This window comes from Sphingobium sp. CFD-1, from assembly GCF_024611115.1.
GTDB lineage: Bacteria > Pseudomonadota > Alphaproteobacteria > Sphingomonadales > Sphingomonadaceae > Sphingobium > Sphingobium baderi_A.
This window is the reverse complement of the sequence record NZ_CP084398.1, coordinates 3339727-3362685: the sequence shown is the minus strand read 5'-3', so window position 1 is coordinate 3362685 and position 22959 is coordinate 3339727. Positions and strand designations below refer to the sequence as shown.

Genomic DNA, 22959 nt, shown 5'->3' with positions numbered 1-22959 from the left:
TTCGTCCTGAGTAGCCATCGGGCTTGTCGACATGGCGTATCGAAGGGTGCTTCGATATGGGACTTCGACTTCGCTCCGCATCTCCTCGGCACGAACGGGAAATAGATATGACCGTCATCACCCGTTTCGCGCCGTCGCCGACCGGCCATCTCCATGTCGGCAATATCCGCGCGGCGCTCCACAACTGGCTGTGGGCGCGCAGGAGCGGGGGGCAATTCCTGCTGCGGCTGGACGATACCGATCTGGAACGCTCGCGCCCGGAATATGTCGAGGCCATCCGCGCGGACCTCCAATGGCTGGGCCTCGCATGGGATGGCGAAGCGCGCCAGTCCGACCGCTTCGCCCTTTATGAGGAAAAGTTCGAGGCGTTGAAGGTGTCGGGCCATGTCTATCCGGCCTATGAAACGCAGCAGGAACTGGAGCTTCGCCGCAAGATCCTGCTGGGGCGTGGCCTGCCCCCGGTCTATGATCGCGCGGCGCTGACCCTGACGGCGGAACAGATTGCTGCCCATGAAGCGGAAGGGCGCAGGCCCCATTGGCGCTTCAAGCTCGACCATGCCCGGCCCATCGTCTGGACCGACCTGATCCGGGGCGATCAGCAGTTCGATCCGAAGCTGCTGTCCGATCCCGTGATCCGCCGCGCCGACGGTTCATGGCTCTATATGTTGCCTTCGGTCATTGATGACATGGCCATGGGCGTGACCCATGTGCTGCGCGGCGAGGATCATGTCTCCAACACCGCCGCGCAGATTCAGATGTTCGCTGCCCTCGGCGCGCCGCTCCCCGCCTTCGCGCATGAGGCGCTGCTGACCGGCAGCGAGGGGAAGCTGTCCAAGCGCCTCGGTTCGCTCGGCGTGGCGCATTTCCGTGAAGCGGGGCTGGAGCCGATGGCCGTCCTGTCCCTGCTCGCACGTCTGGGCAGCAGCATGGCCATCGAACCCTTCACCGATGTGCAGCCGTTGATCGACAGCTTCGATTTCGCCCATTTCGGCCGCGCGCCAGCGCGATTCGATGAAGCGGAACTGGCGAGCCTCAATCAGAAGATCGTGCATATGCTGCCCTATGCGGCTGTGGTCGACCGTCTGCCCGATGGCATGGGGGAAGCGGCATGGGAAGCGATCCGCCCCAATCTGGAAACCATAGGGCAGGCCGCCGACTGGTGGCGCATCGTCACCGGGCCGTTCGAAGCGCCCGCGCCGGATATGGAGGATCGCGATTTTCTGTCCACAGCGCATCGCCTTCTGGCGGATATGGATTTCGACGGCGGTGCGTGGCGCGCCCTGACCGAAGCGCTCAAGGGCCAAACGGGCCGCAAGGGCAAGGCGCTGTTCCTGCCTCTGCGGCGGGCGTTGACGGGCATGGACCACGGCCCGGACATGGGCCAGATGCTCTCGCTGATCGGGAAAGAAGCGGCATTGGCGCGGCTCAGTTCGGGCGCATAGCCTCCAGCGCGTGGCCCACCGCCAAAATGCCTTCAGGCGCGGCGGCGAAACCCATATGGGTGCAATCGACCTCGATCGCCCGGTCGCGCTCGCCTTTTCGTCCCCGCGCGCATTCGGGCAGGATCACGCCGTCGCGGGCCGACCACAGCGCCACGGTCGGCACGGGCGGCTTTTCCTCGCGGCGGCAGGCGAAGGGCGGATCATCTACGGAAAATCCCGAAACCAGTTGATAAAGCCGCCATGCGTGATTGGCGCGGGGATCGCCGGAAAAGGGCGTACCCATCGTCACCACCCCGCCGACCTTGTGGGCCGCGAACTTCGCATATTCGCGCGCGAACAGCCCGCCAAGGCTCCATCCCACCAGCGTCACCGGTGCGCCGCTAGACCGGCGGATGGCGTCGACGCGCCGGTCGATCTGTTCCAGACTATCGGGGCGCGGCCCCAGATTGCGGCCCAATCCCCAGCCATGCGCGTCGAAACCGGCAGCGTTCAGCACATCGCGGAGCGGCTCCATCCGCCGTTCCGCCGCCATCAGGCCGGGGATCAGCAGCACATGCCGGCCATCGCCCCGAAGCGCCCCGGCCAATGCAGGCAGGCTTTTTCTGGTGCGCGCCATGTCGAAGGGAAGCGCCGCATTGCCCAGCAGATGCGGGAGCGGCGGACGCATGGCCGGTTTGGGATTGCCCGGGAAACGGCCCTTCCAGAAATTCGCGATGGCGTCCGCATAGGGAGGCACGATAATGTGATCCTTCTCAGCCCAAGGGCAAAGGTGACATTCTCGTGACAAACGCGGCAGCCGTCCATCGGTTTCACCGCAGGCTGAACTCGATTCGGCGTTTGTGACAGATCAGGGTGCGGGGGGTGCGGCCTGTCCCATGGCGCTTTCGCCCGTTCCACGCAACTGGCGCGGTTCCAATATGGCCGCCGTTTCGATAAGATCGAGCGCCCGGCGCGCCTCCAGATAACGTCGCGCCAGTTCGATCCACCGATCCGCGGTGGCGCGGTCGGGCATGCGCTGCACTTCCAGCAGCGCCGCGTCGACGCGGCCCGCATCCATATCGTGAATGGCGCGATCCATCGCCGCCTGCGGACGCGGCGAAGGCGTGGATGCCTTGCGAATGGTGATCAGTTCGCGCGCTTCATGTTCCAATGCCTGCCACCAGCTTGCGTCGCGCGGCGGGGATGTCACCTCGCCAGCGATGCTGGTCAGGCCGCCGCGCAGGTCGCCCAGCGTCACCGGCTCCCGCGCGGCATTGATGATCGTGGCGACGGCGCGCGGTTGCGCCTGTCCGAAACGCAGGCGCAACTGGCCCTCGATATAGCCGAGCGGCGCGCCGTTATCGAGCGCCCGCCGCGCCGCGAAGGCGACCAGCAGCCCCTCCGCGCGGGTCGCATTGCCGGACGCGGCCTGCGCTTCCACGGTAATGCGGTTCAGCCTTTCTTCCAGTTGCACCACGCGGCTGTCGAGCATCTGGGCGGCATCCGCGCTCAAGGGCCCCATGGCGGTCGCGGAGGACAGGGCCGGGCCGCCCGGCAGCGATGCGGCCGCCTGAAGCTGCGCGGTTGGCGTCATCCAGCGTTTCTGGATCAGCGGCATCGTCCAGATGGTCAGCGCGACGCCAATGGCGAAGGCCAGCAGCAAAAGGATCAGCATCAGCCATGGAACCCGACCACGCGCCTGCGGCGGGGGTGGCGGAGGGGCGATCACGACGCTTTCCGGTTCGCTCATCGGCGGCTTTTCTTCCATGTCGGGCAGTTCATTCGCACAATCGGCGGGCAAGAGCCAGCATCCTGTCATCATCGGGCCGCTCGGCCGCCTGAACGCTGGCCCAGCCCTCGCCGCAGGCTGCCAGCGCCGCGTCACTGATGGCGACAATATGCAGCCTTCCGCGCCGCTCTTCCGCGATCAGCGCGGACAGCCGCTTTCCCGCGCGCGGTGAATGGACCATCAGAACCGCTTCTCCGCCGGTAAGCCCGTTCAGCCCGTCCGCCGCCGTTTCGATCATGGCATAGACGGCGATCGCGTGAAGGGTGAGCGGCCCCGGCTCTATGGACGCGGTGTCGACCCCACCGGGATGGAGCACGGTTCGATAGCCATCCGCCGCGATCCGCGCGGCAATGGCGCTGCCATCGGTTTCGCCCGCCGTCACGGCGTCGAAGCCCGCCGCCTCCATCGCCGTCGCCGTTGCGCCGCCCACGGCATAAGCGGGCAGGGCGCGATACTGGTCCAGTTGCGGACCGGCCATCCGCACGGTTTGCGCGCTGGTCAGCAGCAAGGCGTCGAACCGCCCCGGCGACGGCGCCGCCCAATCCAGCGCCCGCGCCTCGAAAAGAGGGCAGGGATGAGCGGTCAGGCCCATGCGCGCGGCTCGCGCCGCCGTCCTGCCCGCCCCCGGTTCGGGCCGCAGGATGATGAGCGGCCTCACGCTTCGAACAGGGCGCGCAGGGTGGGGCTGGCGCGATCCAGCAGCGCCCGGCCCATCGCTTCCCCCGCTTCCTGGTCGCCGCGTGCGATCCGTGCTTCTTCGGCCACCCTTTCCTGCCCGTCCGCGCTCAATATCTCGGCACGCAGGTGAAGGGCGGCTCCGTCCACCACGGCCAGCGCCGCGATGGGGGAATGACATGTGCCGCCCAGCCCTTTCAGCACAGCGCGTTCCGCCATCACGCAGTCGAATGTATCGCTATCGTTGATCGCGGCGAGCAGATCCAGCATCGCCCTGTTGTCGCTCAGCGTTTCGATCCCCACCGCGCCCTGCGAAGGGGCGGGCAGCATGATGTCGAGGGGAATGAGAGCGCCCACATCGCTCTGCCCCAGCCGGTCCAGCCCGGCGGCGGCCAGCAGCGTCGCATGGGCCTCCCCCGCCGCCAGCTTGCCAAGGCGCGTGGCGACATTGCCCCGGAACAATATGATCCGCGCATCGGGCCGCAATCGCCGGACCTGCGCGGCGCGGCGGGGGGAACTGGTGCCGATCACCGGACCGGCGGGCAGCGCGTCGAAACTCTCCGCGCCGATCAGCTTGTCGCGCACATCCGCGCGGGGCAGCATGGCGGCGATGCGGATGGCGCCGGGGCGGATCGTCTCCACATCCTTCATCGAATGGACGGCAAAGTCGATCTCGCCCTCCACCAGCGCCCGGTCCAGTTCCTTGGTCCACAGCGCCTTGCCGCCGATCTCCGCCAGCGCCCGATCCTGAATCCGGTCGCCGCTGGTCTGGACGATCACCGTTTCGATCGCCTGCTGCGGCCAGCCGGAATGGGCGCATAAAGCCTGCGCCGTCATGCGCGCCTGCGCCAGCGCGAGCGGGGAGCCTCTGGTGCCGAGGCGCAATGGTCGATCACTTCCTGTCATATGCGGCTTGCTCTAATGGCCGGGCGCATTAGATGGAAGCGGCAATGACGATCATCCTCGGTCTGGAATCAAGCTGCGACGAAACCGCGGCGGCGCTGGTGACGGCCGAGGGGAAGATCCTTGCCCACCGCCTCGCCACGCAGGAGGACGCACATCGTCCCTATGGCGGCGTCGTGCCCGAAATCGCGGCCCGCGCGCATGTGGAGGCGCTGGCCCCCCTGGTGGAGGCCGCGCTTGCCGATGCGGAACTGACGCTGGACGATGTGGACGTGATCGCGGCGACGGCGGGGCCGGGCCTCATCGGCGGGGTCATGGTCGGCCTCGTCACCGGCAAGGCGCTGGCCCATGCGGCGGGCAAGCCCCTGGTGGCGGTCAACCATCTGGAGGGTCACGCGCTCTCCCCGCGCCTTGCCGATCCGTCGCTGCAATTCCCCTATCTGCTGCTGCTGGTGTCGGGCGGCCATTGCCAGTTGCTCCATGTGCGCGGCCCCGGCGATTATGCGCGCCTTGCCACCACCATCGACGATGCGGCGGGCGAAGCCTTCGACAAGACGGCGAAGCTGCTCGGCCTGGGCTTTCCCGGCGGCCCGGCGGTGGAGAAGGCGGCGGCAAAGGGAAATCCCCGCGCCGTGCCGCTGCCGCGCCCGCTGCTGGGCACGGACGATCCGCATTTCTCCTTCGCGGGCCTCAAAAGCGCCGTCATGCGCGCCGCCCAATCGGGCCAGCACAATTCGGAGGATATCGCCGCCAGCTTCCAGCAGGCCGTGGTCGATTGCTTGATCGACCGCACCCGTCGCGCTTTGAAGGCCAGCCCCGGCATCACCGCTCTGGTCGTCGCGGGCGGGGTCGCCGCCAATCAGGCGGTGCGCGGCGCGCTGACCGCGCTGGCGGGCGAGTTCGACCTGCCCTTCGTCGCGCCGCCGCTCTGGCTTTGCACCGACAATGCGGCGATGATCGCCTGGGCCGGGGCGGAGCGTTATGCGGCGGGTTTGGTGGACGATCTTTCCATTCCGGCCCGGCCGCGCTGGCCGCTCGACCCGGATGCGGAAAAGGCGCGCGGCGCGGGGGTGAAAGCATGAAGGCAGGCGTGATCGGTGCGGGCGCATGGGGCACGGCGCTGGCGCAATTGCTGGCCGCCGATGGAGCGCATGTGCGGCTCTGGGCGCTGGAGCCGGAAGTCGTGGAGGCGGTGAACCGCGACCGTGCCAATCCGCTCTATTTGCCCGACATCCCGCTGAACGCCGGGATCGAGGCGACCCGCGACATGGCCGACATGGCCGACCGCGATCTGCTGCTCGTCGTCTGCCCCGCCCAGCATCTGCGGAGCGTCGTGGCGCAGGCGCCTGCGGGCGTGCCGCTGATCCTCTGTTCCAAGGGGATCGAAGCGGGCACCCATTTGCTGATGTCGGAGGTTGCGGCGCAGGCGCAGCCCCGATCGCCCATCGCCGTGCTCTCCGGCCCGACCTTCGCCAGCGAAGTGGCAAAAGGCCTGCCCACGGCGATCACCCTGGCCTGCGCGGATGCGGCGCTTGCCGCGCGCATCGCGGCGCGGATCGCGCGCCCGGCCTTCCGCCCCTATCTCTCGGACGATGTGATCGGCGCGGAGATCGGCGGCGCGGTCAAGAACGTCCTCGCCATCGCCTGCGGCGTCGCGGAAGGAGCGGGGCTGGGCCTTAACGCCCGCGCCGCGCTCATCAGCCGGGGCTTTGCGGAAATGACGCGCTTTGGCCTTGCGCGCGGCGCGCGGGCGGAAACGCTGGCGGGGCTTTCCGGGCTGGGCGATTTGGTGCTGACCTGTTCTTCTACCAACTCGCGCAACTTTTCTTTGGGCAAGGGATTGGGCGAGGGGCAGCCTGCCGCCGCACTGCTCGCCCATCGGCGCACCGTGGCGGAAGGGGCGTTCACCGCGCCCGTGTTGCGGGAAGCCGCCCGCGCATCGGGCGTCGAAATGCCGGTGGTGGAGGCGGTTTGCGCCCTGCTGGAGGATGCCGCGCCCTTGCCGCAGGTGATCGACGCGCTGCTCGCCCGCCCGATCCGCGCGGAATAAGTTCGCCGCGCTGCCTTTTATCTTTTATATCCGGCGCCAATGACAAGACGACAGGGGGATCATAATAATTTGGCGGCCGACGCAGCCCCTTCCGCACCGCAGGACGACATTGCGGCGCTTGCCAAGGGCGGGCGCACCAATATCTTCGGTTTTCTGCTGCGTCTGGCCGCGCGCCTGCCGTTCCTGTTCATCGCCGGGCGCTGGTATGGCGCGGATGCGCTGGGCCGCTTCGCTTATGCCGTGCTGGTGGTGGAGTTCATCGCGCAGCTTGCGACGCTGGGCCTGAAACGCGGCCTTGCGGGCGCACTGGCCCAGACCAAGCGGCCCCATTCCCATGTCGTGACCGACGCGATGGCAGTGACGTTGATCGCTTCCGTGGCGGGGGCGGGGCTGCTGGTCGTCTTTCCGCAGGCCATGTTTCCCAATAGCGGCATCAACGGCCTTGACCGGCTGCTGGCGTTGATCGTCATCGCGGTCGCCGGATCGGACGTGGCGCTGGCCGCCTGCGCCTATCGCTTCGACATCGGCGCGACCGTGCGCGCGCGATCCATCATAGAACCATGGGCGATCAGCATCGGGGCGTTCGCCTTCGCCTTCTATTCGACCCGCGACGGCCTCATCCTCTCCTATGTGGTGTCGATGATCGCCGCGCTGGTCGCTTCGATCATTCCCATGACCCGCCATTATGGCATTCCCTATGGCTGGCGGCCCGATGTGGGGCGCCTGTGGCGGCTCGCGCGCCGCAACCTGCCGCTGGCGGCGGCGGATGGCGTCGAATGGGGATCGCGGCGGCTGGACATGGCGATACTGGGCCTCTTCGTGAGCCCGGCGGTGATCGGTATCTATTATGTCGCGCAGCAGGTCGCCTCCCTGCCGCAAAAGCTCAAGACCAGCTTCGATCCGATCCTTGGCCCGGTCATCACCCGCAATCTGGCGGAAGGCAACCTGACCGCCATCGCAAAACAGGTGAGTCAGGTCGGCTTCTGGATCATCGCCGCGCAGGCGGGGATCGCCTTGGCGCTCGGCATCCCCGGCGAAGCGGTGATGGGCCTTGTCGGCCCGCATTTCGTCGGCGGCACCGGGGCGCTCGCCTTCCTGCTGCTGGCCGAAGTCGTCGCGGCCACCGCCGTGGTCAGCGAATCGGCGCTGGTCTATATCGCGCGACACCGGAACCTGATGATTTCCCTGTTCATGATCGCGCTTCAGGCGGGATTGAGCTTCATCCTCATCCTCGTGGCGCGGCGGATGGGATGGTCCGACATGGTCACCGCCGCCGCGCCCGCGCTGGCCCTGTGCATGGCGCTGGGCGTGGGCGCGCTGGTCAAGGCGCGGCTGCTCTCGCACCTGCTGAACGCCCCGATCAATGCATGGCGATGGCCGCTGCTGGGCGCATCCGCCATCGCCTGCATCGTGGGTGGAGCCTTCGTCGCGCTGCCGAGCCATTTCGAATGGGTCGAACTGCTGTTCGGCATCCCGGCGATATTGGGCGTCTACGGCCTCGTTATCTGGCGCTGGGGCTTCGGCCCGGACGACCGGGCCTTGTTCCGCAAGGCCGCCTGATTCAGCCGAACAGCTTCGCTCGGATCAGCTTCAGGTCTTCCTCCGGCCGCGCACCCCAGTGGGAAATCACTTCCGCCGCCGCCGCCGCGCCCAGACGCAGGCAGTCTTCCACGCCCATCCCGTCGATATGCGCGGCGAGGAAACCGGCGGCGAACAGGTCGCCCGCGCCCGTCGTGTCCACGATCTGCGACACCAGCGCGGCGGGCACTTCGTAACGCACGCCGTCGACCACCGCGATCGCGCCCTTTTCGCTGCGCGTCGACACCAGCACCGGCACCTTGGGCGCGATGGCGGCGACGGCTTTCTCGAAATCGTCGATCTGCGCGAGCGACTGAATCTCGCCCTCATTGGAAAAGAGGATGTCGATCTGTCCCGCGTCGATCAGAGCGGCGAAATCCGCCCGGTGCCGGTCGATCACGAACGTGTCGGACAAGGTGAACGCCACCTTGCGCCCCGCGCCCCGCGCCGCGTCGATGGCCGCGCGCATCGCCTTGCGCGGCTGTTCGGGATCCCACAGATAGCCTTCCAGATAAAGGATGCCCGCCGACCGGATCAGGTCCAGGTCCAGCGCCGATTCCGGCAGGAACTGCGATGCGCCCAGAAAGGTGTTCATCGTCCGCTGCGCGTCGGGCGTCACCAGGATCAGGCAGCGCGCCGTCGGCACATCGCCCTTCACCGGGGGCGTGTCGTAATGGATGCCCAGCGCGCGAACGTCATGGGTGAACACCGCGCCCAGCTGATCGTCGCACACCTGCCCGATGAAGCCGCATGTCTTGCCGAGCGCCGCGATGCCCGCCAGCGTGTTGGCGGCCGACCCGCCGCTGATTTCCTTGCCCGCGTCCATGTCGGCATAAAGCCGCTCTGCCATGTTCGCGTCGATCAGTTGCATCGCGCCCTTGGTCAGGCTGCGTTCGGCGAGGAAGCCGTCATCGCTGCGGGCGAGCACGTCGACAATCGCATTGCCGATGGCGATAATATCAAGCGCGGGGGCGGAAGCGGTCACGCGGAATCCTTGTCTGATGGAGGAGGAGGGAAAGGATGATTGTGCGTTCGTCTCTACCGGCGTGGCCGCCCGCGTGCAACGGCGCTGATTGACGGCGCGGCCGGGACGGGGGATAGCGGGCCATGGTCATAGTCGCCGCCCTGCGCGCCTTCCCGATCCTCTTTCACGCCGCGACCCGCAGGCTGCTCGCCAAATCGCTGGCGCTGACGCTGTTGATCTTCGTCGCGCTCGGTGTTGCGCTCTGGGCGGCCTTCCATGCGGTGCGCCTGCATTTCGGCTGGGGCGGCGGGGGGCTGGCCGAAGCGGCGGCCACGGCCATCGCCATGATCCCGACGGGCTGGCTGCTGTTCCGCGTCGTCGCCATGGCGGTCATGGGCTTTTACGCCGACGACATCGTGATGGCGGTCGAGCAGGGCAGCTACCCCGAAGCAGCGCGCGAAGCCCGCCCCGTCGGCCCGGCCCGCAGCCTGCGTTTCGCGTTGGCCTCGCTGGGCCGGACGCTGGGCTGGAACCTGATCGCCTTGCCCGCCTATATCGCCCTGCTGGCGGTGGGTTTCGGCACCATCGGCCTGTTCCTGTTGCTCAACACCTATTTGCTGGGCCGCGATCTGGCCGACCTGGTGGAGCCGCGTCACCCGGCGCGCCCGCCCATCCCGCGCGGCAGCCGGTGGCTGCTGGGCCTCGTTTCGACGCTTCTCTTCATCGTCCCCTTCGTCAACCTGCTTGCGCCGGTGTGGAGCGCGGCTATGGCGGTGCACATGCTGCATGGCGTCAGAAGGAAAAGCGCATGAACCCGACCCGTCTCTTGCTGACCGGCCTGCTGTCGCTGCCGCTCGCCGCCTGCGGGGCCGGGACGGTGGTGCCCCAGACGCGCCAGCCAGCCCCGCCTGCCGGTCCGCCCGCCAGCGCTTTCATGAAGACCGGCCCGCTCATGGGCATGGACGCGAAGCATCTGACCGGGATGTTCGGCACGCCGCGGCTCGACATTCGCGAAAGCAGCATGCGGAAGCTGCAATTCGGCAATGGCCGCTGCGTGCTGGACGCCTATCTCTATTCGCCGGGGCGGGGGAAGGAACCGGTCGTGACCCATGTCGACGCCCGCGCGCCTTCGGGCGCCGACGTCGATCCGGCGAGCTGCGCTACATCCTTGCAGGGACGTTAGGGCCGATCGCCAATTCAGTTCTGGCGGGCTGCAAATGCGGTCTTTCCGTGCTTCTGGTGTTCACGGACTTGGTGTCCGCTGCGCGCCGGGTCACGCAATTCCACCATCTCCTGAATGGCATTGGCCCTAGGCCGAAAGCCGCGCGATCGCCCATGTCGCCGCTTCGGCCACGACAGGATCGCCATCGCTCGTCAGCGGTCGCAGCTTTGCGATCAGGCGCGGCTCGCCGCTGTTCCCGGCGGCGACGGCGGCGTTGCGGACCATGCGGCCGCGCCCGATCCGCTTGATCGGCGAGCCGGAGAAAATCTCCCGGAACGCCGCATCGTCCAGCGCCAGCAGATCCTCTATCGCGGGCGCGGCCAGTTCCGCCCGGCCCAGAAAGGCGCGGTTCGCCGCGGCGGCATCGGCGAACTTGTTCCACGGGCACACCGCCAGGCAATCGTCGCAGCCATAGACGCGATTGCCGATGCCGGGGCGCAACGTTTCCGGGATCGGCCCCTTATGCTCGATGGTGAGGTAGGAAATGCATCGCCGCGCATCGACCACATAGGGCGATGGGAAGGCGTCGGTCGGACAAGCGGTCTGGCAGGCGGTGCAACTGCCGCAATGATCGTGTTCCCCTTCATCCGGCGTCAGCGCGATCTCGCTATAGATCGCGCCCAGGAACAGCCAGCTTCCATGGGTGCGGCTGACAAGATTGCTATGCTTGCCCTGCCATCCCAGCCCCGCCGCCATGGCAAGCGGTTTTTCCATGACCGGGGCGGTGTCGACGAAAACCTTGAGCGCGCTGTCCTGCTGTTCGACCAGCCAGCGCGCCAGCGCCTTCAGTCCCTTCTTGACGGTGTCGTGATAATCCTTGCCCTGCGCGTAGACCGAAATCCGCGCCCGGTCTCCCGCCTTCGCCAGCGCTAGCGGATCGCGCCCCGGCGCATAGCTCATTCCCAGCATGATGACGCTGCGGACATCGGGCCACAGTCCCCGAGGCGATCCGCGTTGCTCCGCGCGCTCCTCCATCCACAGCATGTCGCCATGATGCCCCGCGTTCAGCCAGTCGCGCAGCCGCCGTCCCGCCATGGGCGCGGCGTCCGCCGAGGCGATCGCGCAGGCGGCAAAGCCCAGTTGCGCGGCCTGTCTTTTCAGGCGCTGTTCCAAGGTTTCGATTTGCGTTGGCATCGGCTGTCACTATTTGGGGAGCATATGACCGCTGATATGCCAACCCCGCAACCCGCCTATGCCGTCGAAGCCCACGGGCTTGTCAAGACATTCGGCGATTTTCGGGCGGTGGACGGAATCGACATCGCGGTGCCCGCCGGGACGATCTACGGCGTGCTCGGTCCCAATGGCGCGGGCAAGACCACCTTGCTGCGGACGTTGCTCGGCATCGTCGATCCCGACGAAGGCGAACGCACATTGCTGGGCGATCCGCAACCGCTGCGGCAATCGCGCCTCATCGGTTATCTGCCGGAGGAGCGCGGCCTCTATCCGTCGATGAAGGCCTTTGATGCCATTGCCTTCATGGGCGCGCTGCGCGGCCTGCCGCTCAAGGTCGGGCGGGAACGCGCCCGCGCCATGCTGGAGGCGCACGGCATGGGTGCTTCCGCCGACAAGCCGATCCGCCAGCTTTCCAAGGGCATGGCGCAAACCGTTCAGCTTTTCGGCACCATCGTCCACGAACCGCGCCTGATCGTCCTCGACGAACCCTTTTCCGGTCTCGACGCCATCAATCAGGGCAAGCTGGAGGTGTTGATCCGCGAACAGGCGCGGGCCGGGGTGACGGTGTTGTTCTCCACCCATGTCATCGCCCATGCCGAACGATTGTGCGAGCGCATCGCCATTGTCGCGGGTGGCCGCATCCGTTTCGAAGGGTCGGTCGCCCGCGCGCGCGACCGGTTGCGCCCGCAGGTGACGCTCCGCACGCGAGCGAGCGACGGGCCATGGCGGCGCGCCTTGCCGCCCGAAACGTTGGCGCAGGACGGAAACTGGCATTTCGCGCTGCCCGATGGCGGGATAGAACCGCTGCTGCGCGCCTTGCTGGACGGCAATGCGGGGATTGAAAGCCTGTCGATCGAACGGCCCGGCCTGCATGACGCTTTCGTTGCCATCGCCGGGGAATCGGTCGCCCGCCAGATGACGGAAGATCGGACGCGGGAGGACGCGGCATGAAGGATATATTGCGCGCCGCCATGGTGATTGCGCGGCGGGATTTTTCGGCGGTCATCTTCACCCGGACCTTCCTCTTTTTCCTGCTGGGGCCGCTTCTTCCGATCCTGATCGGCATGGCGTTCGGCGGCCTCAGTGAAAAGATCAGCACGGACAGCCTGCGTCCGGCGGCGGGGCTGTCGATGTCGCCTGACGAAACCGCCCGGATGCTCGCCGCGCGCGAAGCCGTCGCCCGCCGGATCGGCGCGGATCACATTTCCGCGCTGGAAAAGGCGCCATGGCCGGTCGATCCGCGCAGCCTGCTGGCGCATAGCGACGCGGGCTATGTGGCGGTCGTTTCCGGCTCGGTCGACCGGCCGGTCCTGACGGGGCAGCCGTCCGATATCGACCGGCTGGAAGGCGATGTCCGGTTGATCGCCAGCGCTGCCAAGACCCGCGCCGTGCTGCCCGAAGTGGATGTCGAACGGCATCCGGTCGCGCAAAGCGTCAGCGGCCAGACGCAGGCGCGGCTGACCATGGGGCGGGCGGCGCAAATCCTGATATTCCTTCTCACCATGCTGTTGGCGGGCATGGTGCTGTCCAACATGGTGGAGGAAAAGAACAACAAGGTGATCGAGATACTGGCCGCTGCCGTCCCCATCGACGCCGTATTCCTGGGCAAGCTGATGGCGATGCTGTCGATGAGCTTCATCGGCATCATTTTCTGGGGCGGCTGCGCGGTGGCGGGCTTGGCGCTTCTCGCCGGGCCGGGCTTTGCGCTGCCCACGCCCGCGGTTGGCTGGCCGGTCTTCATCCTGCTTGCGGTGCTCTATTTCGCCATGGCTTATTGCCTGCTCGGCTCGCTGTTCCTCAGCATCGGGGCGCAGGCGGCGACGGTGCGGGAAGTGCAGACGCTCAACATGCCCGTCACCATGGCCCAGATGGTCATATTCTTCTTCGCGACCTATGCCGTCGATCATATGGGGTCCGCGCCGGAAATCGCGGCGGCGGTCTTTCCCCTCTCATCCCCCTTCGCGATGATAGCGCGGGCGGCGCAAGATGGCGCGATCTGGCCGCATGTTCTGGCGCTGCTGTGGCAGGCGATGTGGGTCGGGCTCATCATCCGCATGGGCGTGTGGCTGTTTCGCCGCCATGTGCTCAATTCCGGTGCGAAGCGCCCGCTGTTCAGGCGCCGCTCAGCTCCGCGCGCTTAGCTTCGCTGCATGAACCGGCGGCAGTTCCTGAGCGGCGGCGTGACAGGCGCCGTGGCGCTCGTGTTATGGCAGTTCGGTCCGGGCCGGGCGGAAGCCGCCTATCCCTTCACCCTGTCCGACGCGGAATGGCGCAAGCGGCTGTCCCCATGGGCCTATAAGGTGCTGCGCCAGCGGGCGACCGAGCCGCCCTTCTTCAGCCCTCTCGATCGCGAGCATCGCGCGGGCACTTTCGTCTGCGCGGGCTGCGCGCTGCCTCTGTTCAGTTCAAAGACCAAGTTCGACAGTGGCACCGGCTGGCCCAGTTTCTGGGCGCCGCTTCGCAAGGCGGTGGGCACGTCACGCGACTTCGATCTGGGCACGATCCGGACCGAAGTGCACTGCGCGCGCTGCGGCGGGCATCTGGGCCATGTCTTTGACGACGGCCCGCGACCCACCGGCAAACGCTATTGCATGAACGGCGTCGCGCTGCGCTTCCAGCCCGCCTGATTGGGCGAGCCGACCGGCTTCTTCGCTTACCCTGTTCGCCCTGAGTCTGCCGAAGGGCGCACGCTAATCGCCGATTCATGGGGAAGGAGCTTCCGCTTTCACGGCAGCACGGCCATGATTGCTCAATGCCGGAAGTGGCGCATCCCGGTGAACACCATCGCCAGCCCGGCTTCGTCCGCCGCCGCGATCACTTCCTCGTCCCGGATCGACCCGCCCGGCTGGATCACCGCGCTCGCGCCCGCCTCGACCGCCGCCAGCAGCCCGTCCGCGAAGGGGAAGAAAGCGTCCGAAGCCACCGCTGAACCGATCGTGCGCGGTTCGGCCCAACCGGCCTTGTCCGCCGCATCCTTTGCCTTCCACGCCGCGATGCGCGCGGATTCAAGGCGGTTCATCTGCCCCGCGCCGATGCCCGCTATGCTGCCGCCCTTGGCATAGACGATGGCGTTCGACTTCACATGCTTGGCAACGGTCCAGGCGAACAGGCAGTCGGCCAGTTCCTGCTCGGTCGGCGCGCGTTTGGTGACGACTTTCAGCATGTCGCGCGTCACCCGGCCATTGTCGCGGCTCTGCACCAGCAGCCCGCCCGCGATGCTCTTCATCATCAGTCCCTCGCGCGCCGGATCGGGCAGGTCGCCGGTCAGCAGCAGGCGCAGATTCTTCTTCTTCGCGAAGATCGCCTTGGCGTCCTCATCGGCGGAGGGGGCGGCGACGACTTCGGTGAAAATGCCGCTGATCGCCTCCGCCGTGGGGCCATCGAGCGGCCGGTTGACCGCAATAATCCCCCCGAACGCCGAAACGCTGTCGCAGGCGAGCGCCGCTTCATAGGCTTCGATCAGCGTCGCGCCCGTCGCCACGCCGCAGGGATTGGCGTGCTTCACGATCACCACGGTCGGCGGGCCATCGCGAAACTCGCTCACCAGTTCCAGCGCTGCGTCGGCGTCGTTATAATTATTGTAGCTCAGTTCCTTGCCCTGCACCTGGCTTGCCTGCGCGATGCCGTTCGCGGTCGGCCCCACCGGCAGGTAAAGCGCCGCCGACTGGTGCGGATTTTCGCCATAGCGCAGCGTCGCGCCCAGCTTGCTCGACACGGCCAGCGTTTCGGGAAATTGCACCCCTTGATCGGCAAAGGCGAACCAGCTCGCGATCATCGAATCATAGGCCGCCGTCGCCGCATAGGCCTTGGCCGCCAGCATCCGCCGGAAATCATAGCTGGTCGCGCCGCCCTTTTCCGCCATTTCGGCGATCAGGCGCGCATAGTCGGCGGGATCGGTGACGATGGCCACGCTTTCATGATTTTTCGCGGCGGAGCGCACCATGGACGGCCCGCCAATGTCGATATTCTCGATGATCTCGTCCCGGTCCGCGCCCCGCGCCACCGTCGCGGCAAAGGGATAGAGGTTGACGATCACCAGGTCGATCGCGCCGATCTCATGCTCCTGCATCGACGCCACATGCTCGGCATTGCCCCGCACCGCGAGCAGGCCGCCATGCACCTTGGGATGCAGCGTCTTGACCCGCCCGTCCATCATTTCGGGAAAGCCGGTGAGGTCGGAAATATCCTTCACCTCCAGCCCCGCGTCGCGCAGCGCCTTGGCCGTGCCGCCGGTCGACACCAGTTCCACCCCATGCTTCCCCAGCGCCTGCCCCAGTTCGATAAGGCCCGCCTTGTCGGACACGGACAGAAGGGCGCGCTTGATGGTGACGTCTGCGGGTGAAGGGTTCATGGAGATGGGCTTTCCTGCTTTTCGGACTCGTCGGGACGATTTTGCCCAGCGCCTTAGTGCGGAGCGGGAGAAAAATACAGCCCCGTGGGCACTCTTCCCCGCCAGGCGGCATCGGGCTATGCCCGGCCCATGGTGAGAATAAGGGAATCGAGGGCAGAAGATGGCGCGCGCATCATCGCTATCTGGCGCGAAGCGGTGGACGTCACGCATGATTTCCTGACGGCGGCCGACCGCGCCGCGATAGAAGAGGAAGTGCGGGCCTTCCTCCCGTCCGCGCCGCTCTGGCTGGCGGTGGACGGTCAGGATCGTCCTCTCGGCTTCATGCTGCTGGATGGCGCGCAGATGGAAGCGCTGTTCATCGATCCGGCTTGTCGCGGTCAGGGCATTGGGCGCGCGCTGGTGGATCATGCCCTGACGCTCCATTTAGCGGTCACGACCGATGTGAACGAACAGAATGGGCAGGCTGTCGGCTTCTACGAGCATCTGGGCTTTGTTGCGACGGGCCGGTCGGACCGGGACGGGCAGGGGCGACCCTATCCGCTCATCCATTTGCGGATGGATGGCCGGGGTCTCACCCCACCCGCTTGAACAGCCAGCCGATGCTCGATCCGCCCGGCAGCGCCTCGCCGGTCACGACAAGCTGTTGCGTGGAATGCGGGCGTCCATCGGCATCAACCCACAGGCTTTCCTCGACGCTCAGCTTCCCCGCGCTCGCGCGGAATTGCCACAGCGCCCCCATGTCGATCCGCAGCAGCGCGCCCATGCCGTCCGCTGTCGTCGTCGGCTCCACGCCCGGCGCCAGATGGAACCGCAGTTGCAGGGGCAGGCGGGAGGGTTTCTTGCGTCGTTCCGCCGGGGTCAGCATATCCTCGCCCCGGATTTCCTTGCCATCCGCGCTCATCAGCAGCAGGCGGCGGTGGATATAGCCCATGCGCCGGACATAGCCGTCATGGCTCAGGTCCACGCGGCTGCCATTTTCCAGCTCCTGCCGGTTGAGTTCGACTTCCGTCACCCCCCGACCCAGCGTGCCGTCGGGCAGCAGCGCGGTCGAATTGCAGTCGTTCAGGATCAGCGTGCTGTGCGCCGCCGTGGTCCGCAGGCCCTGCGCCAGATCGCGGGTGATCCATTGCCCCTCCAGCGCCGCGCCGCCGCAATTGACGACCAGACGGTGGGGGCCGTCGCTGATCTCTATCGCGCCGGTCGATCCGCACCCCGCCTCCGCCAGCCGCGCGACGGGCGGCGGCGCGGCGTCGATCTGGGCCACGGTGGTGCCAGCCGCCAGCCGCTGATACCCCCATTCGCGTGCCTGCCGCAGCGGGCGGGTCCGCACGCGGCTGGCCTGGACCACGGCCTGCACTTGACCGGGCGGGATCGCGCCCGCGCCCTGCCAGTTGCCAAGGCCGCCGTCGCCATGGGTCAGCCCCAGCAGTGCGGGAATGGCGCGGGCCAGCCCTTCATGCAGGAAAGCCGGGGCCTGTTCGCGCCGCACGTCATAGACCGACGCGACCATCGACAGCAGCATGATGCCTTCCAGCTGGTCGATCGGCGAACGGGACACGATGCCGCCATCGCCGTGGAAGGCGCTGTCGATCGCGCGCTTCAGGCCTGCTTCGCCGAACACCTTGCGCGCCGCGCCGCCGGGGATCAGCATGGATGCGGCGACGATGGCGCCCCATGCGACCAGACGGGGGAGGCCCACGGGCGTCTTGTCCGCGATCTGGTCCAGATGGCGGGCCGTCCGCGCGATGCAGTTCAGCACCAGCGAGCGATAGACCAGATCGCTCGACGACAGGATCAGCGGCGCATGGGTCGTCCAGAACAGCAGCCGCCAGCCCGCATTGTCCGCCCGCCATGCCGGTTCGCTCGGCACGTCGGCATGGGCGGCCAGCCATTTACGCATCACATTTTCCGCCACCGGCGCGCCCTGTTCGCGCGTCGCGACGCTCGACAGGTCGCGCAGCCAGCGGAAGCTTTGGATATGGTCGACAAAGCCGGGGGTCAGGTCCAGCCGGGCGAAATCCAGCGTGTCCACGGGCTGCTTCATGCCCCGGAACAGGAAATATCCCGCGCGGATGGATTGCCCCGCCTGCTGGTCGCCGGGGATCTCATCCTCCGGCACCGCCAGCAGCTTCAGGGGATATTTGCCCTTCAGCCGGCGGCCATGCAGCGGCGTCTTCCAGCTGAGCAGATAGAAACGATTGGCGATCCGCTGGGTCAGCGACAGCCCCTTGTCATCCGCCAGACGGATGAGACGCTTGCCCTGCTCGATTCCGTCTTCCTGCTTCTCGGCCTCGAAATCCTCGGTTCCGGCCGCGTCGGAAGCGGAATGGGGGGGAAGGCGCTTGCGGTCCTTCACCCGCCCCTGAGCTTTCGGATATTGTCGGCATAGGCCGCCGCGCCGCCGCGGAAGGTCGCCGTGCCTGCCACCAGCACGTCCGCGCCCGCCGCGATGGCGCGCGGCGCGGTGGTGAAATCGATGCCGCCATCGACCTGCAAGCGGATGTCGCGCCCGCTCTTGTCGATCATCTTGCGGATCGCTTCGATCTTGCGAAGCTGGTTCTCGATGAAGCTCTGCCCGCCGAAACCCGGATTGACGCTCATGACGAGGATCAGGTCCACGTCATCGATCAGATAATCCAGCATCTTGGCCGGCGTGCCGGGATTGAGCACCACGCCCGCCTTCACGCCCAGGGACTTGATGTGCTGGACGGAGCGGTGGATATGCGGTCCCGCTTCGGGATGCACGGTGATGATGTCCGCGCCCGCCTGCGCGAAGGCGTCCAGATACAGGTCCACCGGCGAAATCATCAGATGGACGTCGAACGGCTTTTTCGTGTGCGGGCGCAATGCTTTCACCACGCCGGGGCCGATGGTGATGTTAGGCACGAAATGCCCGTCCATCACGTCGATATGGACCCAATCGCATCCCGCTTCGTCGATGGCGCGAACCTCCTCGCCCAGGCGGGCGAAGTCGGCGGAGAGGATGGAGGGCGAAATGAGGATTGGACTGGTCATTAACCGTTCGCCTTAGCGGCGGGAAAAGGGCAGGGCAACGCATCATTTGGCCTGTGCGCGCTTTCCACGGCCGTGACGCTAGAGCAGGTTGAAGGTCATCGGGTTCAACCCGCGCGAAGCCGCCGCGCCCTTTGGCAATATCTGTTTCACGCCATGCAGGGCGGTGACGGCGTCGTCGGCGATGATCGGCGCGGCGATCAGCCGCATCGCGCATTGCCCGCCTTCGGCCCCGTTGATGTCGACATCCAGCGTGAAACCGCGCCGGTAGCGAATCGCATAAGCCCGCAGCCTTTCCATCGCCTCACGCGAATCCGACACGTAAAGCGAAACGGTTTGTGAACGGACGAGCGGGCTATGCCGTTCCAGCCCGAAAATGTCGAAAACCCCGGCGGTCCAATTGAGCTTTTCGGTCGCAAGGTCGCAATGCCACAGGCCGATCCCGCGCTCCGCCAGCGCCGCGTCACTGCGGGCGATGCCGTCGTCCAGCGTCAGCGGCGCCAGATGGTCCCGCAATTCGTAGAGCGGCCAGCTATGATGCAAGGGAAGAGGCTCGATAGGGCGCATTGCGAAAGCCTATATATCAGGGGTTAAACTCTTGTTGCCGTCCGCTCCAGTCTGGCCACGAAAAATCCGTCCGCGCCGCCTTGCGCGTCCAGCGCGCCGGGCAGGGTGCGGACCCATCCGTCCTGCGTCGGCGCGATCCCGGCGGGCAGTTCGGCCACCAGCGCGGGGCGGGTCGCGAAATCCGGCCGCCGATCCAGGAAAGTCGCGATCTGTTCCTCTCCCTCCGCCTGCTCCAGTGAACAGGTGGCGTAAATGATCGTTCCGCCCGGCTTCACCCAGTCGGCGCAGCGGTCCAGCAATTCCGCCTGCAATTCGGCCAGTTCCGCGATTTGGCGCGGGCCGATGCGGTGCAGCACGTCGGGATGGCGGCGATAGATGCCGGTGGCGCTGCACGGCGCGTCCAGCAGCACCGCGTCGACAGGGGCATCGGGCTTCCATTGCCGCAGGTCGGCCTGCACGATATCGGCGGAAAGACCCGTGCGCTCCATATTCTCGCGCAGCCGCTCCAGCCGCTTCTTCGACTGGTCCACCGCGCTTACCCGCCATCCGGCGGCGGCGAGCTGCATCGTCTTGCCGCCCGGCGCGGCGCACAGGTCCAGCGCCGCGCGCCCTTCGCCTGGTCCCAGCAGCCGCGCCGGGCAGGATGCCGCAATATCCTGCACCCACCAGGCGCCCTCGCCAAAGCCGGGCAGGTCCGTGATCGCGGCGCCATCGGGCAGGCGGACATGGCCGGGCGCAAGGCTGATCCCCCCCAGCCGCTCGGCCCATCTATCGCTATCCCCCGCATCGCGCAGGCTGACATCGACCGGTGGCCGCACGGCAAAGCTTCGCGCCGCCGTTTCGGGCATGGCCTCGCCCCATTGCGCCGCCCAGCGCGCCGCCACCTCCGGCGGGAGGGTCGGCGGATCGGGCAGGACCGGCTGCGCCCGCGTCACCGTGCTGAATACCCCATGGACCAGCTTGCGCGGCCCGCCATCGACCAGCGGCAGCGCCGTCGCAATGGCCGCATGGGGCGCCGTGCCGAGCGCCAGCACCTGCACCAGCGCGATCCGCAGCACCATCCGCGCCTTTGCGTCATCGGGCAGCGGCTGCCGGGTCGCCCCGTCGATCAAGGCATCCAGATCGGGCAGATGGCGCAAAGTCTCCGCCGCGATGGCATGGACCAGCGCCCGGTCGGCAGACGGCAGACCCTGCGCCGCGCCATGCAACGCCAGTTCCAGCGGATCGCCTCGCCGCAATACGGCATCGAGCAGCCTGAGCGCCGCGCGTCGCGCGGGCAGGCCGGGAATATCATCGGGTCGGGGGGATCGTGCCATCATTCGCGCCTAGAGCATTTTCAAGGCAGGTGGAATGACCTGACGCGCAGGAAATGCGGAAAGCAGGGCGCTGTCCCGCCCCGGTGCAAAGCTGCTTCAGTCCCGCCGCAAGGGATCGAGCGCGCTCGACCGCCTGCGCGTCGGCGCGGAAACCGGCGACAGCGCTGAAGCGCGGGCGGCGGGTGCGCTGACCACCGGCGCGCCCATTTGCGCCGCCATATCCTGCAAGGCCGCGATGCGCTTTTCCGTCGCGGGGTGGGTGGAAAACAGCTCGCTCACATGCGTCGGCACAATGTAAAGCTGCGCGGCGGCGGGGTTGCGCTCCGCCACCGGATTGGGAATCCGCTGCGCCTGTCCCGAAATCTTCGCCAGCGCGGAAGCCAGCGCGCGCGGATCGCCGCTGATCTGCGCGCCCGCCGCGTCCGCGCCATATTCGCGCGTGCGGCTGATCGCCATCTGCACGATCATCGCGGCAAAGGGAGCGACGATCACGGCCAGCAATCCGGCCAGCATATTGCCCTGCCCGTTCCCGCTGTTCCCGCGAAAGAACAGGCCGAAATTCGCCAGCATCGAAATCGCGCCCGCAATGGTCGCCACCATCGTCATGATGAGCGTGTCCCGGTTCTTCACATGGCCCAGTTCATGCGCCATCACGCCCGCCACTTCCTCGCGCGTCAGCATCGACAGCAGGCCGGTGGTCGCCGCCACTGCCGCATTGTCCGGGTTGCGCCCGGTGGCAAAGGCATTGGGATGCGGCTCGTCGATCAGATAGACGCGCGGCATCGGCAGCCCGGCTCTTTGCGACAGATCGCGCACCAGTCCGACGAATTCGGGCGCGCTCGCCTCATCCACTTCCCGCGCATGATGCATGGACAGGACGATCCTGTCCGCGTTCCAGAAGGTGAACAGGTTCATGCCAGCCGCCGCCAGCAGCGCGATCACCGCCCCGCCGCTGCCGCCCAGCGTATAGCCCAATGCCATGAACAGCGCCGTCAGCGCCGACATCAGCATCACCGTCTTGAAACCGCTCACTTGCACGATCCTCCTTTGCCGCCCAGAGTGCAGGCATGATAGGAATATGGGGTCGTCGCCGCTTCCCCGCAATCGAAAGGCCCATCCATGGGAAACTATAATGGTCAGCGTCCCGCGCATGTGAAGGCGCCCGCGCACCTCTCCAAAAGCCCGCCGGTGCCTCAGCCGGACCCGCTCGACAAGCCCTCCATCCAGACGGAGCAACTCAGCCCCACCCGTTATGGTGATTGGGAGAAGAAGGGTATCGCCATCGACTTCTGACGCCCGTCATTCACGGCCCGCCGATGATTTGGCACGGTTAACGATGATCCGTGCCCCCGACACGGGGGAGCGTCTGCCCCCACTCTAGCCATGGCTGCTTCCCTCCGTGCAGGGTTTCCCTTGTAAAACAAGGGTCGGGGTCACGGGTTTTGAATCTGGTTGCGGACGTTCAGGTGAAAACGGTTTCGGAATATGCGCCCGAGGACGCGGCGCTGCTGTGCGGTGTCGGGCGGCTGGTCTGCGCCTGGACCATGTTGGAACAGAGCCTGGAAAAGAAAATCGCGATGATGCGAAAGGCGATGGGCGATATTCGCACCGTGGGCACCCGCAACCGGCCCAGCATGGCCAAGCTGATGACGGAATTGCGGACCATGGTCACCATGCGCGATCGCCGCAACGCGACGGCGCTCAACGAAATTTCGGCGATCGAACGCGACATGCAGCGTGTCGATCGTTTCCGCGCGCTCATCATCGGCGGATTTCAGGAACCCGCGCCCGGCGGCTTCACCTGTCGCGATCCCCGGAACCAGCAGGTGCACATATCGCTTGAACAACTCGACGCGGAAACAAGCGCGCTGGAACAGATGGCGCAGCGCCTTCTGGAAGTCTGATTACCCGGAATAGTTCAGGAGTGGGATGCTTGAC

General features: G+C 66.9%; 24 protein-coding genes. 12 read left to right on the top strand and 12 right to left on the bottom strand.

Annotated elements, in window-relative coordinates; translation table 11 throughout:
* The first annotated feature begins 107 nt into the window (after window positions 1–107).
* Window positions 108–1442: a glutamate--tRNA ligase gene (gene gltX, locus LDB26_RS16900; RefSeq protein ID WP_257539288.1), complete on the top strand. Its 1335-nt coding sequence runs from the start codon at window positions 108–110 to the stop codon at window positions 1440–1442.
* Here the strand turns inward: gltX and LDB26_RS16895 are convergent.
* From LDB26_RS16895 to hemC, 4 genes are all read right to left on the bottom strand, one after another.
* Window positions 1426–2178 (bottom strand): triacylglycerol lipase, encoded by a 753-nt coding sequence (locus LDB26_RS16895; RefSeq protein ID WP_257539287.1) that lies wholly within the window; start codon window positions 2176–2178, stop codon window positions 1426–1428. The genes gltX and LDB26_RS16895 overlap by 17 nt on opposite strands.
* Window positions 2179–2289: 111 nt before the next feature.
* Entirely contained in the window at window positions 2290–3171 is an 882-nt protein-coding gene (locus LDB26_RS16890; RefSeq protein WP_062068320.1) for a hypothetical protein, read from the bottom strand.
* A 28-nt stretch (window positions 3172–3199) separates the two neighbouring features.
* Entirely contained in the window at window positions 3200–3868 is a 669-nt protein-coding gene (locus LDB26_RS16885) for a uroporphyrinogen-III synthase (RefSeq protein WP_257539286.1), read from the bottom strand.
* Window positions 3865–4791, bottom strand: coding sequence for a hydroxymethylbilane synthase (gene hemC / locus LDB26_RS16880; RefSeq protein WP_257539285.1), 927 nt, complete (start codon window positions 4789–4791; stop codon window positions 3865–3867). The genes LDB26_RS16885 and hemC overlap by 4 nt, the downstream gene beginning before the upstream one ends.
* A 44-nt stretch (window positions 4792–4835) precedes the next feature.
* Between hemC and tsaD the strand changes: the two genes are divergently transcribed.
* From tsaD to LDB26_RS16865, 3 genes are all read left to right on the top strand, one after another.
* Window positions 4836–5870, top strand: coding sequence for a tRNA (adenosine(37)-N6)-threonylcarbamoyltransferase complex transferase subunit TsaD (tsaD, locus tag LDB26_RS16875; protein WP_062061866.1), 1035 nt, complete (start codon window positions 4836–4838; stop codon window positions 5868–5870).
* On the top strand, window positions 5867–6838 hold the full coding sequence (locus LDB26_RS16870) for an NAD(P)H-dependent glycerol-3-phosphate dehydrogenase (protein ID WP_257539284.1): 972 nt from the start codon (window positions 5867–5869) through the stop codon (window positions 6836–6838). Before tsaD ends, LDB26_RS16870 begins: the two co-directional genes overlap by 4 nt.
* Window positions 6839–6907: 69 nt before the next feature.
* Window positions 6908–8398, top strand: coding sequence for a lipopolysaccharide biosynthesis protein (locus tag LDB26_RS16865; protein WP_257539283.1), 1491 nt, complete (start codon window positions 6908–6910; stop codon window positions 8396–8398).
* A gap of 1 nt (window position 8399) precedes the next feature.
* Here the strand turns inward: LDB26_RS16865 and LDB26_RS16860 are convergent, their stop codons facing one another.
* Window positions 8400–9401, bottom strand: a complete 1002-nt coding sequence (locus LDB26_RS16860; RefSeq protein WP_257539282.1) for an adenosine kinase — start codon at window positions 9399–9401, stop codon at window positions 8400–8402.
* Window positions 9402–9523: 122 nt separating this feature from the next.
* On the opposite strand from LDB26_RS16860, the gene LDB26_RS16855 reads away from it, so the two are divergent.
* On the top strand, window positions 9524–10192 hold the full coding sequence (locus tag LDB26_RS16855) for an EI24 domain-containing protein (RefSeq protein ID WP_062061855.1): 669 nt from the start codon (window positions 9524–9526) through the stop codon (window positions 10190–10192).
* Window positions 10189–10563, top strand: coding sequence for a hypothetical protein (locus LDB26_RS16850; protein ID WP_257539281.1), 375 nt, complete (start codon window positions 10189–10191; stop codon window positions 10561–10563). The genes LDB26_RS16855 and LDB26_RS16850 overlap by 4 nt, the downstream gene beginning before the upstream one ends.
* Before the next feature lie 126 nt (window positions 10564–10689).
* On the opposite strand, the gene queG is transcribed toward LDB26_RS16850, so the two are convergent.
* Window positions 10690–11736 carry a tRNA epoxyqueuosine(34) reductase QueG gene (queG, locus tag LDB26_RS16845; RefSeq protein ID WP_257539280.1) on the bottom strand — a complete coding sequence of 349 codons (1047 nt, stop codon included), beginning with the start codon at window positions 11734–11736 and terminating at the stop codon, window positions 10690–10692.
* Between the two features lie 24 nt (window positions 11737–11760).
* Between queG and LDB26_RS16840 the strand changes: the two genes are divergently transcribed.
* The 3 genes from LDB26_RS16840 to msrB are packed head-to-tail and all read left to right on the top strand — an operon-like array spanning window position 11761 to window position 14402.
* A complete protein-coding gene (locus LDB26_RS16840; RefSeq protein ID WP_062061846.1) occupies window positions 11761–12726 on the top strand; it encodes an ABC transporter ATP-binding protein in 966 nt (321 codons plus the stop codon).
* A complete protein-coding gene (locus tag LDB26_RS16835; RefSeq protein ID WP_062061843.1) occupies window positions 12723–13916 on the top strand; it encodes an ABC transporter permease in 1194 nt (397 codons plus the stop codon). Before LDB26_RS16840 ends, LDB26_RS16835 begins: the two co-directional genes overlap by 4 nt.
* A 9-nt stretch (window positions 13917–13925) precedes the next feature.
* On the top strand, window positions 13926–14402 hold the full coding sequence (gene msrB / locus LDB26_RS16830; protein WP_257539279.1) for a peptide-methionine (R)-S-oxide reductase MsrB: 477 nt from the start codon (window positions 13926–13928) through the stop codon (window positions 14400–14402).
* Window positions 14403–14524: 122 nt separating this feature from the next.
* Here the strand turns inward: msrB and purH are convergent, their stop codons facing one another.
* Window positions 14525–16126, bottom strand: a complete 1602-nt coding sequence (purH, locus tag LDB26_RS16825; protein WP_257539277.1) for a bifunctional phosphoribosylaminoimidazolecarboxamide formyltransferase/IMP cyclohydrolase — start codon at window positions 16124–16126, stop codon at window positions 14525–14527.
* Window positions 16127–16255: 129 nt separating this feature from the next.
* Here purH and LDB26_RS16820 point away from each other — a divergent pair, with 129 nt between their 5' ends.
* Complete coding sequence (locus LDB26_RS16820) at window positions 16256–16714, top strand: acetyltransferase (RefSeq protein ID WP_062061834.1); 459 nt, start codon at window positions 16256–16258, stop codon at window positions 16712–16714.
* On the opposite strand, the gene LDB26_RS16815 is transcribed toward LDB26_RS16820, so the two are convergent.
* The 5 genes from LDB26_RS16815 to htpX all read right to left on the bottom strand — a co-directional run bounded on the left by LDB26_RS16815 (window position 16698) and on the right by htpX (window position 22053).
* Window positions 16698–18482: a heparinase II/III family protein gene (locus LDB26_RS16815; protein ID WP_257539275.1), complete on the bottom strand. Its 1785-nt coding sequence runs from the start codon at window positions 18480–18482 to the stop codon at window positions 16698–16700. The genes LDB26_RS16820 and LDB26_RS16815 overlap by 17 nt on opposite strands.
* Window positions 18479–19141 (bottom strand): ribulose-phosphate 3-epimerase, encoded by a 663-nt coding sequence (gene rpe, locus LDB26_RS16810; protein ID WP_062061828.1) that lies wholly within the window; start codon window positions 19139–19141, stop codon window positions 18479–18481. The genes LDB26_RS16815 and rpe overlap by 4 nt, the downstream gene beginning before the upstream one ends.
* Before the next feature lie 78 nt (window positions 19142–19219).
* Entirely contained in the window at window positions 19220–19705 is a 486-nt protein-coding gene (locus tag LDB26_RS16805) for a diguanylate cyclase (RefSeq protein ID WP_257539274.1), read from the bottom strand.
* A gap of 23 nt (window positions 19706–19728) precedes the next feature.
* Entirely contained in the window at window positions 19729–21021 is a 1293-nt protein-coding gene (locus tag LDB26_RS16800; protein ID WP_062068318.1) for an RsmB/NOP family class I SAM-dependent RNA methyltransferase, read from the bottom strand.
* 96 nt (window positions 21022–21117) lie between these two features.
* Window positions 21118–22053 (bottom strand): zinc metalloprotease HtpX, encoded by a 936-nt coding sequence (htpX, locus tag LDB26_RS16795; RefSeq protein WP_257539273.1) that lies wholly within the window; start codon window positions 22051–22053, stop codon window positions 21118–21120.
* Window positions 22054–22140: 87 nt separating this feature from the next.
* Between htpX and LDB26_RS16790 the strand changes: the two genes are divergently transcribed.
* Window positions 22141–22314 carry a DUF1674 domain-containing protein gene (locus LDB26_RS16790; RefSeq protein WP_082635075.1) on the top strand — a complete coding sequence of 58 codons (174 nt, stop codon included), beginning with the start codon at window positions 22141–22143 and terminating at the stop codon, window positions 22312–22314.
* A 173-nt stretch (window positions 22315–22487) separates the two neighbouring features.
* Window positions 22488–22925, top strand: a complete 438-nt coding sequence (locus LDB26_RS16785; protein WP_257539272.1) for a hypothetical protein — start codon at window positions 22488–22490, stop codon at window positions 22923–22925.
* Window positions 22926–22959: the final 34 nt, after the last annotated feature.

Coding starts and splice junctions, on each gene's coding strand:
- LDB26_RS16855 (WP_062061855.1), top strand. CDS start 9,524: ATGGTCATAGTCGCCGCCCTGCGCGCCTTCCCGATCCTCTTTCACGCC.
- LDB26_RS16790 (WP_082635075.1), top strand. CDS start 22,141: ATGGGAAACTATAATGGTCAGCGTCCCGCGCATGTGAAGGCGCCCGCG.
- purH (WP_257539277.1), bottom strand. CDS start 16,126: ATGAACCCTTCACCCGCAGACGTCACCATCAAGCGCGCCCTTCTGTCC.
- LDB26_RS16805 (WP_257539274.1), bottom strand. CDS start 19,705: ATGCGCCCTATCGAGCCTCTTCCCTTGCATCATAGCTGGCCGCTCTAC.
- msrB (WP_257539279.1), top strand. CDS start 13,926: ATGAACCGGCGGCAGTTCCTGAGCGGCGGCGTGACAGGCGCCGTGGCG.
- tsaD (WP_062061866.1), top strand. CDS start 4,836: ATGACGATCATCCTCGGTCTGGAATCAAGCTGCGACGAAACCGCGGCG.
- rpe (WP_062061828.1), bottom strand. CDS start 19,141: ATGACCAGTCCAATCCTCATTTCGCCCTCCATCCTCTCCGCCGACTTC.
- LDB26_RS16850 (WP_257539281.1), top strand. CDS start 10,189: ATGAACCCGACCCGTCTCTTGCTGACCGGCCTGCTGTCGCTGCCGCTC.
- hemC (WP_257539285.1), bottom strand. CDS start 4,791: ATGACAGGAAGTGATCGACCATTGCGCCTCGGCACCAGAGGCTCCCCG.
- LDB26_RS16890 (WP_062068320.1), bottom strand. CDS start 3,171: ATGAGCGAACCGGAAAGCGTCGTGATCGCCCCTCCGCCACCCCCGCCG.
- LDB26_RS16835 (WP_062061843.1), top strand. CDS start 12,723: ATGAAGGATATATTGCGCGCCGCCATGGTGATTGCGCGGCGGGATTTT.
- LDB26_RS16800 (WP_062068318.1), bottom strand. CDS start 21,021: ATGGCACGATCCCCCCGACCCGATGATATTCCCGGCCTGCCCGCGCGA.
- queG (WP_257539280.1), bottom strand. CDS start 11,736: ATGCCAACGCAAATCGAAACCTTGGAACAGCGCCTGAAAAGACAGGCC.
- LDB26_RS16870 (WP_257539284.1), top strand. CDS start 5,867: ATGAAGGCAGGCGTGATCGGTGCGGGCGCATGGGGCACGGCGCTGGCG.
- LDB26_RS16820 (WP_062061834.1), top strand. CDS start 16,256: ATGGTGAGAATAAGGGAATCGAGGGCAGAAGATGGCGCGCGCATCATC.
- gltX (WP_257539288.1), top strand. CDS start 108: ATGACCGTCATCACCCGTTTCGCGCCGTCGCCGACCGGCCATCTCCAT.
- LDB26_RS16840 (WP_062061846.1), top strand. CDS start 11,761: ATGACCGCTGATATGCCAACCCCGCAACCCGCCTATGCCGTCGAAGCC.